At 43.8% G+C, this 12,728-nt stretch carries 10 protein-coding genes; 6 read left to right on the top strand and 4 right to left on the bottom strand.

Translation table 11 applies throughout. The annotated features are described in order from the left end of the window. Positions 1-244: 244 nt before the first annotated feature. The 3 genes from BM278_RS11325 to BM278_RS11315 all read left to right on the top strand — a co-directional run bounded on the left by BM278_RS11325 (position 245) and on the right by BM278_RS11315 (position 5,018). A complete protein-coding gene (locus tag BM278_RS11325; RefSeq protein ID WP_090949789.1) occupies positions 245-2,296 on the top strand; it encodes a FapA family protein in 2,052 nt (683 codons plus the stop codon). A gap of 234 nt (positions 2,297-2,530) precedes the next feature. Beyond that, complete coding sequence (locus BM278_RS11320; protein WP_090949787.1) at positions 2,531-3,271, top strand: LytR/AlgR family response regulator transcription factor; 741 nt, start codon at positions 2,531-2,533, stop codon at positions 3,269-3,271. 79 nt (positions 3,272-3,350) lie between these two features. Continuing rightward, the gene (locus BM278_RS11315) at positions 3,351-5,018 is read left to right on the top strand and encodes a diguanylate cyclase domain-containing protein (RefSeq protein WP_090949786.1); all 1,668 of its coding nucleotides are present in this window, start codon (positions 3,351-3,353) and stop codon (positions 5,016-5,018) included. A 254-nt stretch (positions 5,019-5,272) separates the two neighbouring features. Here the strand turns inward: BM278_RS11315 and BM278_RS11310 are convergent, their stop codons facing one another. Genes BM278_RS11310 through BM278_RS11300 form a run of 3 tightly spaced genes read right to left on the bottom strand, consistent with a single transcriptional unit; the run spans position 5,273 to position 7,614 of the window. Further along, on the bottom strand, positions 5,273-6,667 hold the full coding sequence (locus BM278_RS11310; protein ID WP_090949784.1) for a nucleoside recognition domain-containing protein: 1,395 nt from the start codon (positions 6,665-6,667) through the stop codon (positions 5,273-5,275). After that, positions 6,636-7,367 (bottom strand): FeoB small GTPase domain-containing protein, encoded by a 732-nt coding sequence (locus BM278_RS11305; protein WP_090949783.1) that lies wholly within the window; start codon positions 7,365-7,367, stop codon positions 6,636-6,638. The genes BM278_RS11310 and BM278_RS11305 overlap by 32 nt, the downstream gene beginning before the upstream one ends. Then, the gene (locus BM278_RS11300; RefSeq protein WP_090949781.1) at positions 7,354-7,614 is read right to left on the bottom strand and encodes a FeoA family protein; all 261 of its coding nucleotides are present in this window, start codon (positions 7,612-7,614) and stop codon (positions 7,354-7,356) included. The genes BM278_RS11305 and BM278_RS11300 overlap by 14 nt, the downstream gene beginning before the upstream one ends. A gap of 268 nt (positions 7,615-7,882) precedes the next feature. Between BM278_RS11300 and BM278_RS11295 the strand changes: the two genes are divergently transcribed. Beyond that, complete coding sequence (locus tag BM278_RS11295) at positions 7,883-9,883, top strand: acetoacetate--CoA ligase (protein ID WP_090949780.1); 2,001 nt, start codon at positions 7,883-7,885, stop codon at positions 9,881-9,883. A 149-nt stretch (positions 9,884-10,032) separates the two neighbouring features. Here the strand turns inward: BM278_RS11295 and BM278_RS11290 are convergent, their stop codons facing one another. Continuing rightward, positions 10,033-10,641 carry a transglutaminase-like domain-containing protein gene (locus tag BM278_RS11290; protein ID WP_090949778.1) on the bottom strand — a complete coding sequence of 203 codons (609 nt, stop codon included), beginning with the start codon at positions 10,639-10,641 and terminating at the stop codon, positions 10,033-10,035. Positions 10,642-10,985: 344 nt separating this feature from the next. On the opposite strand from BM278_RS11290, the gene BM278_RS11285 reads away from it, so the two are divergent. Together BM278_RS11285 and BM278_RS11280 are read left to right on the top strand one after the other, a co-directional pair. Further along, positions 10,986-11,963 carry an ABC transporter ATP-binding protein gene (locus BM278_RS11285; protein ID WP_090949776.1) on the top strand — a complete coding sequence of 326 codons (978 nt, stop codon included), beginning with the start codon at positions 10,986-10,988 and terminating at the stop codon, positions 11,961-11,963. Next, entirely contained in the window at positions 11,953-12,726 is a 774-nt protein-coding gene (locus tag BM278_RS11280) for an ABC transporter permease (protein WP_090949775.1), read from the top strand. Before BM278_RS11285 ends, BM278_RS11280 begins: the two co-directional genes overlap by 11 nt. Positions 12,727-12,728 lie beyond the last annotated feature (2 nt).

Here is a 12,728-nt window from a genome sequence, read left to right as displayed (position 1 = left end):
AAAATAGACAGACCCAGCTGTTGGTTGGCGAATTTTATCGTGAAGGTGAAAAATTGGATGAAGTTCGGAAATTTATGTAAAAAGAAATGGCACAAAGCTGTTTTATTTTCCGAAGTCCTGAGTTTGCTGGACTTGAAGTCGGGGTTCGCATAAACATGAGGATTTGGACAAAAATTAATTGGATCAAAAAGGCTGGTCAGATAGTTGACTATTTATTTCATATTCTCAAAAGAGGTAGACGAAAATGGGAAAAACGATTATTTCCAAAGGGCGAAATGTAGAGGAAGCAATCAATATGGGGTTGGCGATGTTGAAAAGCACTCGTGAGGAAGTGGTTGTGGAAGTTATTCAAAAGGAGAAAAAAGGGATTTTGGGAATTAGATTTAAACCTGCGATTGTAAAATTAACAAAAGTGGAAAAACGACAAAATCATCATCGTCATGCTGAAGGCACGATGAACGATCCTGTTTTCGCTTTGCCTGCTGTTCATATGGAAGAGGCACATCAGAAACAGGAAAATCCCGGACGTTTTTTGCAAGATGAGTTAGAAGGAAAAGTGTGGGTAAAGGATGGAAAAATTTTCTGTAAACGATCTCCTTCACGTTATCCGACGGTGACGGTTGGAAAGGGAATTAAGCTTTTCAAAAACGGTCAATTAGTGACAGGGACAACTATCGTGACGGAAACCGACCAATTCGAAATAAAAACAGATGAAGAAAAAATAATAGAAACAAAATGGAGCATAACGGTGGACGAAAACAAATTAAACGCCATTTTGCACGTAGAGCCGGGAATGAAAAAAAGCTTTGTGATAAAAGACGTTTCCCCTGATTATCATATTGAACTAAGCGCGGAAGAGCAAATTGAGGTTCGAAACGATCTGCAATATCAACAAATACTGCAAAAATTAAAAGAGTTAAACGTTGTTCGAGGTTTTGATTTCATTGAAATTTCCAAGGCGATCAAAACGAAAAAAGCCGACCGTTTTGTGATCGCCAGAGGTGTTAAACCACGAGAAGGAAAAAACGGATGGGTAGAATTAAAAATAAATTTAGAAAACCATCAAAAAGGACCTAGGCTTCGTGAAGATGGCACAGTCGATTTTCGCGAATTACAAAACATTCCTTCTGTCCGTAAAGGGCAAGTGATTGCTGTTGTTCATTCGCCAATTTCTGGAACGCCTGGCGTAACTGTAACAAACGAGCCGCTTCCACCTGAGCCGACGTATCCAGTGGCGGTTCAATTGGGCAAGGGAGTTGCGGCAGTGGAAGACGGTACGAAAATTGTTGCAATCGAAAGAGGACGTCCACATTTAGAACAAACTGGAATGCTAGTGAAAGTATCGATTATGGAAAAGTTCACTCATCGTGGAGACGTAAATATCGCTTCGGGTAATATCCGTTTTAAAGGGGACGTCGATATATTAGGCAATGTGGAAGATGGAATGAGCGTGGAAGCGGACGGAAATATCACGGTGTTTCAAAATGTGAACCGCGCTAATATTATGTCAAAACAGGCAATCTTCGTGCGGCAAAATGTGATTGGGAGCACCATTTCTTCTGGAAAAAGCGATGCGTTCGTTTTCGAGTTAATCCGCTTGCTAGGCGTCATTGAAGACCAGATGGAAAAATTCATTCTCTCCATTAAAAGATTGATCGCGTCTTCTCGGCTTAAAGCGACCGAAAATGGCTTGTTTCCTTTCATTAACTTGCTGTTAAGCGATAAATTTCGTTTGTTGGCTACAACGGCAAAACAATATATTGAAGTTTGTGAAAATGCAGATGGTGCATTAGACAGTAGCTTGGGGGATCTCGCCAAACATTTCCGCCTTTGTTTCTTTTCTCATACTCCAAATGAATGCCATTCGTTCGAACAGCTTGCCATTTTGCTGGCCGATATAAGAGGGGCGATGGCCAAGCACCGCATCGCGGATGGTCGAAATGGCTATGTAGAGTTAATGTATGCACTAAACAGCACGATATATTGCAGCGGCGATGTGGCGGTTTTAGGACAAGGATGTTATAATTGTAAAATTCATGCTGGCGGCTTTTTAACAATAAACGGGGTAATGCGAGGAGGAGAAGCTTATGCGCAACACGGGGCGGCCATTAAAGAAACAGGCTCAGAAATAGGAGTTCCGACACATATTGTCGTCCCGTCCGATCAAATAATTCAAATCGGACTTGCTAAGGAAGGTACGATGATTCAAATTGGCAAAGCCAAATACAGTTTTCAAAAAGCACGAAGCTATGTTAAGGCGGCTTTGAATGAAGAGGAACAAATAGTTTTTTTATAAATTAAACGTTGCGTAGGATTTTATAAGTAAATAGATGAATTGTAACCGTTTACTTATATGAAGGTCAGACTTAACGTGGAGGAAAAGTTTCGGAAGCTAGCCTCTTTCGCTAATTCCGCTGGAAATATTTTTGCAATTTGTTGGATAGATGGATGCATTCATAATGAGATTGTGCACGATCTGCGGTTCATGAAAGCGACGCGAGGGAGAGACGGATAGAAAGGGGACACAATAATGGAATCCTTCAAAATTATTATTGCTGATGACAATGTAACATCGAGAACCCTTTTGCGCCACTTTATTCATGTTTTGCCGCAATACAAAATTGTCGCGGAAGCGGTGAACGGGGAAGAGTTTGTCCGGCTTGTGCTCGAAGAAAGGCCCGATATTGTATTAGTGGATATAAACATGCCTGGCTTAAACGGGATGGAAGCGGTTAAAATATGCAAACAGGCTGTTCCTGCCTTGCAGATTATTTTTATAACAGGCTACGACGAATTTGCCGTCGAAGCTTTTGAGATTTCTGCGACTGATTATATTGTCAAACCGATCGAGCGAGTTCGTCTTTTCCACGCCCTAGAAAAAGCCCGCAAGCTAATCGAATTATTCAGGCAAGACTGTTCATCCATCAGAAAGAAGGACAAAAGACTTGACATCAAATCGCAAGGTTCTATTCTGTTTCTCCCTTTGGACGATATTTTATTCATAGAAAAAGAAAGCCGAAAAACGGTTATTCATACTTCGAACGAGCGGTATGAAACGACAGAAACGTTAAGCGAAATCGAGAGCAGATTGGATGATTATTTTTTCAAAACTCACCGTTCATACATTGTCAATCTAAAAAAAATAGTAAAAATTGAACCAGCAGGGGAAACTTATTTAGCCCATTTTCTTGATAGCCATAAAATTGCTTACATTTCTAAATTAAAAATCAATGAAGTGCAAAAGAAAATTTTGGCGATTCACGACATTTGATATCGTTTTGATTGATTTGACAGCGAGGCAGTGCTTTCAGCAATGCACAAATAAGTCTTTGTGACATAAGGAGGGCAATGTGAATAACGATAAATTATTATCAGCCGATTTATTTCACTGCTTAGATATATTAAATGATATTTTGAATGCAATAAAAGATACGGTTTTTGTGGTAAAAGCGGACGGGGACACATTTCGTTATATATGGATGAATCAAGCGGCGCGTCATGAAATCGGTGTCGATGAAACGGTTTATGGAAAACGGCTCGAGGATGTTTTATCTCCAGAACAAGTTGCCGTTGTGAAAACGAAATACCAGCAAGCTATCGAAGCAAAAAGCACCGTAGTTTACGAAGATACTTTCGTCACTTCTAACGGTTCATTCGTTAGGGAGACGATTCTTATCCCCATTTGTTTTGAAGATGAAACAAGCGGCATCATTGTTGCGGTCGAGAGGGATGTAACGGAGCAAAAAAAGAAAGAGCAGGAATTGCAAAAAGCGAAATGGGAACTGAAAATAAACGAGCAAAGGTTTCAGTCGTTAATTGAACATAATACGGATGTCATTTTTGAATTGGACTTGCACGGAACGGTTCGACGCGTGAACCCGGTAGTCGAAACGATACTAGGGTACTCTGCAGACGAAGTGATCGGCCGTTTATTTACCGTTTTTGTCGCACGCGAAGACAGGGAAAGGGCATTATCGCATTTGCAGAAGGCAATAGAAGGCTATTCCAAAGAATATGAAGCATCCGTTTACCATCGAACGGGAAAAAAAGTGAATCTGCAAATAAAAAAAGTGCCAATTATCGTTAATCATCAAGTTACCGGCGTTTTTTGCATTGCCAAAGATATTACGGAGAAAGAACAAATGAAACAACAGCTTGCGGCTAGCGAGGAACGCTATCGGAAATTAGTAGAATTTCTGCCTGAGGCAATTATCGTATGTAACAACGAAGGGAAAATTGTTTACGCGAATTTGGCGGGGGTAAAATTGCTTGGCGCCAAACAGAAACAAGATATAGTCGGAAATGCAATATGGAAGTTTTTTCGCGACGCAACTCCAATCGCGTGGAAAAAATGGCAAAACAGCTCCGATGCCCAAGAACCTTTCATAGAGGAATTCGTCCGTCTCGATGGGAAAACGGTTTATTTGGAAGTATCGTTATCGGCCGTTGAATTTGCTGGAGAACCGGCGATGCAAGGAATTTTCCGCGATGTGACGGAAAGAATTAATTATGAAAAGCAATTGGAATTTTTGGCGTTTCACGACCCATTGACAAAGCTGCCGAATAGAAGATTGTTTTTCGATATCGTTGGTGAATCCATTGAAGAAGCGAAGCGGTCGAAAAACGGCTTAGCCGTTATGTATTTAGACATGGATAACTTTAAAGACGTCAACGACACGTTTGGCCATGAGATTGGAGATGAACTGTTAAAACAGTTTGCCGAGAGAATAAGGAAAAACGTTGGTGCGAATAACGTTGTTTGCCGAATTGGCGGAGATGAGTTTTTAGTGTTGTTAAAAGGTATCAAAGAGCGAACAGATGTCAATAAGTTTGCGAAAAGGTTGTATAAAAATATTCAAAAACCTTATCAAATTAAAAATCTTACCATTCGAGCGACGACAAGCATTGGAATCGCGGTTTATCCCGCCGACGGCGCCACTCCGAAAGCGTTGATCCGCCACGCCGATCAAGCGCTCTATAAAGCGAAAGCGAAAAAAAACAGCTATCGATTTTACTGATTTTAATCCCCCGTCCTTTGTTCCAAAAAGGCGGGGGAGGGAGATGGCTAAACAAATTTAATAAGCTATGGATGCTGACTCAAGTATTTGCACTCTTTGGATATTGTTTAAACAAGTTGAAAGAAAACTATAACTGTCGTTTCTTCCAAGCTCCTAATTTTGTGTAAATCCCACTTCTAGATCAGCAAACTTTAAGTCTTCGGAAAAGAAAACTGTTTCATAAATTCCATATTTTGTTCTTCTTCCAGATGCGGCTAAACAAGTGAAAACCATCGCGCAATATACGTCGTCAAAAACGTGACGGCAATCGCGACGGCGGTGGGCAGGGCGAATGCGACGAATGTCCATTTTCTGCTTTTTGTTTCTTTGTAAATATTTATCAACGTCGTTCCGCATGGGTAGTGAAGCAAGGAAAACAGCATCATATTGAGCGCCGTTAGCCACGTCCAGCCGTGGTCGACGAAAATTTGCTTAAGCGAGTGAAGACCATCGACCTCCGTCAACGAGCCGGTTGATAAATAGCCCATGAATAAAATCGGCAAGACGATTTCATTGGCAGGCAGTCCTAAAATAAACGCCATTAAAATATAGCCATCCAGCCCAAGCGCTTTGGCAAAAGGATCGAGCCAGTTTGCCAAGTAAGCGAGAATCGTTGTGTCGCCGATATGAATATTTCCGAGCACCCATGTCAATGCGCCGGCTGGAGCGGCCACAACAACCGCCCGTTTTAATACATAAACGGATTTGTCTAATGTGGCGCGCACAATGGTATCCCATATTTTCGGGCGCCGATACGGAGGCAGTTCCAGCGTATAATGGGTAGGAATGCCGCGCAGCGCCGTTTTCGACAGCACCCACGAAACCGAAAGCGTAACGACGATGCCAAATAGCACCATCCCAACGACAACGCTGGCGGTGACAAACGTTTTCCATCCGCCTGTATAATTTGCCGCCATAAATAAAGAAGATAATAAGATCAGTGTCGGCCACCGTCCGTTGCAAGGGACGAAATTGTTTGTTAAAATGGCCAGCATCCGCTCGCGCGGCGATTCAATGATGCGCGTCGACATAATCGCGGCGGCGTTGCATCCGAATCCCATCGCCATCGTAAGCGATTGTTTTCCGTGCGCTCCCGCTTTTTTAAACAAGCGATCCATATTGAACGCGACGCGCGGAAGATATCCATAGTTTTCTAGAAGCGCGAAAATTGGAAAGAAAATCGCCATTGGAGGAAGCATCACGCTGATGACCCAAGTCGTCCCCCGATACAATCCTAGTACGATCAATCCATGCAGCCAATCAGGGGCATGGAGCGTTTGAAAGAAAAGTGTCAAATAACCTTCAAGCCAAGTGAAAAAACTTGCCAACATGTTGGATGGAATATTTGCTCCGGCGATCGTGATATAAATAACGACTGCGAGCATCGCAAGCATGATCGGAAATCCCCATAATTTCGAAGTGAAAATGCGGTCTAGCTTTTCCATTTCGTATTGTTTCGCTTGCGTTTCATAGGTGACGGTTTCGTCGCAAATCGCTTGGGAGGCGCGAAAAATGGCTGATACGATTTGTTCACGCGTATCGGCAGGCGCTAGCGCTTGCGCTTCGTTCAACAGCTCTTTAAATCGATTTTGCGGAACCGTCGCATGCATATACAGTTGCCTCCTTTTTCGATGGAAATAGTTTATAAAAAGCATGAAGCAAAGACATATCCCCATCGAGCAAGCGAAGCGCGACCCAGCGGGCAGGGTATGCATCGCCAATAACCTCTTTCACGCGCGGAATCAGCTTTTCCATGCATTGTTCGATTTCTGGACTGTACCGAACGACGATCGGTTTTGTTTTAATTTTTCCGCACACCATCGCATCGATCGTTTTTAATAACGCGTCGATTCCTTCTTTGTTGCGCGCGGAAATCGGTACGACCGGCACTCCTAATTTTTCAGCTAGTTTCCCGGCATCGATGCGGATCCCTTTCTTTTTCGCTTCATCCATTAAGTTTAGGCAGACGATGACGCTGCTTGTCATTTCCAACACTTGCAAGGCGAGGTTCAGGTTGCGCTCTAACGCTGTGGCGTCAAGAACAACGATTGTTACATCCGGCTTTCCAAAAATGATAAAATTCCGCGCCACTTCTTCATCAGCTGAATTTGAATAAAGAGAGTAAGTTCCAGGTAAATCAACCATTTTATAGCGGTTGTGATTGTACGTAAAAAACCCTTCCGCGTAAACGACCGTTTTTCCCGGCCAATTTCCGGTGTGCTGGCTCAATCCGGTCAAAACGTTAAACAATGTGCTTTTTCCCGTGTTTGGATTTCCGGCGAGGGCAACGGTATATTCATTTGTTGTCATCGCATATTCTCTCCCCGTAAATATGGTCGCTTTCTTCCTTCCGCAACGCAATCGTTGTATTGCTGACACGATAGGCGGTCGGGTCTCCCAACGGGCTTTTTTGGAGAACGATGATTTCGCACCCGGGAACAAACCCTAAGTCAAGCAATCTTCGTTTCATCGTTCCATCTTTTATGTCAAGTTTTTCAATACGGAAATGCTCCCCTTCTTCGGCTTCGGATAGACGCTGCAATTTTACTGAAGGCATAATAGTTTCCTCCTGTCTAATAAATTGTATTAAGATTATAATTTTGCGCTAAACCAAATTTTCTTTTATCTTATTCTTTCCTTTTTGTTTTGTCAATCATTTTGTTTCACGGTTCCTCGGCGAATTTTGTCATTCTTTTTCATGAAGTTCGTTCTCTGCTTCCATATTTTCAGCAGCAGCAAAAAATGATATTATATAAATAATCGAAATTTTCAATCAATAAAAACAAAGGGGAAAGGGGGGAGTCTGCGTTTTTGCGCAGACAGAAATGAAAACGGTTGCGGAAGGGGCGATATTATGGATGCCGTCAGAGGAGCGTGTGCAACGATCGAATATAAAGAAATATATGAATTGGTTAAAGAAAAAAAGGGGGCTGTCGTTGGAAACGCATCATGCATTATGGAATTGGTCCGTTGAGCATTTAGAGAAATTTTGGGAATCGGTGTGGGAATATTGTGAGATAAAATCGGTCACGCCGTATCGTTGCGTTTTGGAAGAGAGGAAAATGCCAGGTGCGAAATGGTTTCCAGGAGCGATGTTAAATTACGCGGAGCACGTATTTCGAAACGAGCGGTCCGACCGCCCAGCGCTTCTTTTCCGTTCCGAGCGCGTTCCTTATCGTGAAGTGGCTTGGAAGGAGCTAAAAGAAAAAACGGCGGCGGTCGCGAGCGCGCTTAAAAAAATCGGTGTCAAACCGGGAGACCGGGTGGTGGCATACATGCCAAACATTCCGGAAACCGTCGTCGCCTTCTTGGCATGCGCCAGCATTGGCGCGATTTGGTCGAGCTGTTCTCCGGATTTTGGCGCGAGCAGCGTCCTCGACCGCTTCCGGCAAATCGAACCAACAGTGCTTTTCGCGATGGACGGATGCCAATATAATGGAAAAGAGTTGGATAAACGTCCAATCGTCGATGAATTGAGGAAAAATTTGCCGTCGCTCAAGAAAACGATTTTGCTTCCATATTTGCGAGAAGACGTACAAGCGACGGATGATTCTGTTTTATTATGGGATGAGATCATACAGGAAAAAGCGGAACTTTCTTATGAATACGTTCCGTTTGACCACCCGCTTTGGATTTTATACTCCTCGGGGACAACAGGGCTGCCGAAACCAATCGTTCATGGACATGGCGGCATTTTGCTTGAGCATTTAAAATCGCTGATGATTGAAGAAAATATCACGAAAGAAAGCACGTTTTTCTGGTTTACGACGACGGGATGGATGATGTGGAATTTTTTGATCGGCGGATTGCTTGTCGGAGCGACGGTCGTTCTTTATGACGGCAGTCCGACATATCCGGACGGAAACGCGTTATGGGAGCTGGCGGAAAAGGCCCGCATCACCCATTTTGGAACGAGCGCGGCGTTTATCAACATTTGCATGAAGCTTGGGGTGAAACCAAAAGAATCATACGATTTTTCCGATTTGGAAGCGGTTCTTTCGACGGGATCGCCGCTGACGGCGGAAGGGTTTTTATGGGTGTATGAAAACGTCAAAGACGACGTTTGTTTAGTTTCGTGCAGCGGCGGGACGGACGTGTGCACCGCTTTCGTTGCCGGTTCGCCCATCTTGCCGGTTCGCGCCGGGGTCATCCAATGCCGTTCGCTAGGTGCGAATGTCCAAGCGTTTGATGAAAATGGAAACCGCTTAATAAACGAAGTGGGAGAGCTGGTCATTGTTGATCCAATGCCGTCGATGCCGCTTTATTTCTGGAATGATCAAAATGACGAGCGGTATTTGGACAGTTATTTCGATACGTATCCGGGAATTTGGAAACATGGCGATTGGATTAAAATGGACGAGGAAGGCGGCTGCGTCATTTACGGGCGCTCCGATTCGACGATTAATCGCGCCGGCGTCCGCATGGGAACGAGCGAAATTTACCGCGCCGTCGAAGCGATCGATGAAGTGCTCGACAGCTTGGTCATCGATTTGGAAATGATGGGCAAAAAATCGTTTATGCCGCTGTTTGTCGTTCTTCAGCCAGAAGTGGCATTAAACGAGGAGCTAAAAGAAAAAATCAAAAACGCCATTCGCCAAAAAGTATCGCCGCGCTTTGTGCCAGATGAAATTTACCAAATCGAGCAAATTCCAAAAACGTTAAACGGAAAGAAAATGGAAATCCCCATTCGCAAAATCTTGTTAGGCTTTCCGCTCGAAAAAGCGGTCAACCGTGGATCAATGGCGAATCCGGAGGCTTTGCAGTTTTTTATTGAATTATCCAAACAGTTGGCAAGCAGCGAACAAAATCGTTTATCGAATCATTAAACGTATTTCGCAAGGGCTGAACCAAAAAGTTTTTGGGCCAGCCCTTTGTTGTTTCGGGGAAGAAGCAGCGATAAAGGATAAGCGTCTAGGCTTATACGTATAGAATGCTGAAGTAAATTGCTCATCTTTCATATTTATTTGTTAACAGTTTATAAATTGTCAGGCAAATAATATTTATACATTTCTAGCGCATCTGTATGTTCCTTTAAAACGGAAATGGTTTTTGGGTTCGGTTTCGTATAGATGGTCGGAAAATCTTTTTCGCCCAGCTCCTCTTGGACGGGAAATGCTAATATTTCTTTATCTATAGAAAATTCTGCCTGTACACCTGGTTTGTTTCCGCGAGCATCTAAACGAATCCACCGATTTAATGAAGAAAGAAAAACACCATTCAGCGCATGAAGGGAATAGCCCTTGTCCGGTGTATCGAATATCATGAGCCGCTGATAACAAAAACCTGTCGGGATTCCTTGCGATCTTAACAAAGCGGCTAATAAATTCGCTTTTGCGTAACAAACTCCTTCTTTATAGTAAAGCACCTCAGAAGCTTTGCATGTAACTCTTGTGCTTTGTATATCCCATGAGTGCGAAATTTCATCCCTGACAAATTCAAATGCTATTTTCGCTTTGTCCAGTTCTGACTGCCCTTCATGAAACAATTCGTTTATTTTTTTCTGGATGAAAGGATGGGAAAAATCGACAACCTCTAATTCTTCCAGATAGTCCATTAAATTAGTCGACTCGGGAATTAGTTCCATTTTAGTTCCCCCTTATTGAATATGTTTTACATAATTATAAAAATATTTGAATAAAAATACAATTATAATTTACTTGGGTTACTTCAGCTGTACCACATGTTCATTAAAATTCCCATTGGCTTGTATGTATAGTATAGGTTTTCGATTGCTTTGTCGATTTTTTGAATAGGGGAGCGCCTTCTTGAAATTAAAAGATTTTGTTGCGCCTCCCGCTGTGGGCTATGTCCCCTCTTTAAAGTTACAGTTAATTTTGGAAATTTGCTTTTTGTTTGCATGCTGCCGGCCGCTCATATAAAAATAATGTAAGGGCAACACTTCTTGGCAACGGCTGGAGGAATAAACCGATGATTCATGTGAAGCATTTGCATAAATCATTTCGCGTGCATGTCCGGCAAACGGGATGGCTGGAGGCCATCCGCAGCTTGTTGAATCGCGAATATCGGCTTGTGGAAGCAGTCAAAGATATTTCGTTTACGATTGAAAAGGGGGAGATTGTCGGATTTCTAGGTCCGAACGGAGCGGGAAAGACGACGACGATGAAGATGCTCGCGGGGCTCCTTCATCCGACTTCGGGGGAAATTACGGTCGGCGGTTTTGTGCCGTTTGAGCAAAAAACGGAATTTAAAAAAATGATGAGTTTGGTGATGGGGCAAAAAAGCCAGCTCATTTGGGACATTCCGCCAATGGAAACGTTTTTGGTCAACAAGGCGATTTATGAAATCGATGATCGCACATTTCAGCAAACGTTGGACGAATTGGTCGAATTGCTGGAGCTTGCGCCGCTGCTAGATAAACCGACGCGCAGCTTGTCGCTCGGGCAGCGGATGCGCTGCGAACTTGCGGCGGCGCTGCTGCATCGCCCGAAAGTGTTGTTTTTAGACGAGCCGACCATTGGCCTCGATGTCCATACGCAGGAAAAAGTGCGCCGCTTTATTGTCGATTACAACCGTGAACATGAAACGACGATTTTATTAACGTCCCATTATATGGGCGATGTTACGGCGCTATGCGACCGGGTAATGATTATCAATCATGGAACGCTTATTTATGATGGGGAGCTAGATGTGTTAACAGAGAAGCTTGCCCCTTATAAACGGCTGGAAATTCGTTTTGCGAATATACCTGCAGTGCCATGGGAAAATTACGGAGAAATCGTGGAGATTGAAGACGGAAAGGCGACATTGCGCGTCGCCCGCGAGAAAGTAGCGGAAGTATCGTCCCATTTTTTGCAGCATTTCCACGTCCATGACATTAACATTCAAGACCCGCCGATGGAAGAAGTCATTACGCGGGCGTTTCAGGAGGGGTTCAATGATTCGTAAATACATCGCCCTTCTGCGCATGAAATATGTAGAAATGTTGGCTTATCGTCTCGCAACGATCGTCTGGATGACAGGAGCGATTGTTCAGCCGCTCATTACGATGGCCGTCTGGATGAACATCGATCCGTCCCAAAGCGATGCTTTCCTTTTTTACTTTATGGCGGTCATTTTTGTCGAGCGGATGACGAGCGCGTGGGACGTTTGGGAGCTGGATCGCGAAATTCGCGAGGGGACGTTTTCCAACTATATTCTCCGCCCGCTTCATCCAATTCATTGGGCAGTTGCGGAAAATATCGTTTATAAAGTGCTATTTCTCGTCATACTAGCGCCGGTATGGGCGGTGGCGGCGCTGTTTGTGCCCGCCCTTCGTTTTGACATGACAGGAGGACAAACGCTTTTGTTTTTGATGGCGCTGCTGCTTGGAGCGGCACTGCGCTTTTTGCTTAGCTACATTTGCGGGCTGCTCGGCTTTTGGATTACCAAAGTTACGGCGGTCTATGGCGTGCTGGAAGTGATTTCTCTATTTTTATCAGGGCGGATTGCGCCGTTGTCGCTGCTGCCGCCGGTGTTGCAGCAGTGGAGCATTTTTTTGCCGTTTCGTTATATGATTGGCTTTCCGATTGACATCATTACCAAAGCAGCCAATAGCCATGATATGCTGCAAGGCTTTGCCATCGCTTCCATTTGGATTGTGGTGTTCGTTATCGCTTTGCGGTGGATATGGAAAGCGGGATTAAAGAAAAACCAAGCGGTAGGTGGTTAAGC

Origin of the sequence: Parageobacillus thermantarcticus (assembly GCF_900111865.1) — a bacterium.
GTDB classification, from domain to species: Bacteria; Bacillota; Bacilli; order Bacillales; family Anoxybacillaceae; genus Parageobacillus; species Parageobacillus thermantarcticus.
Note: the sequence above shows the minus strand (reverse complement) of the source record. Positions and strands in the feature narration are given on the sequence as shown.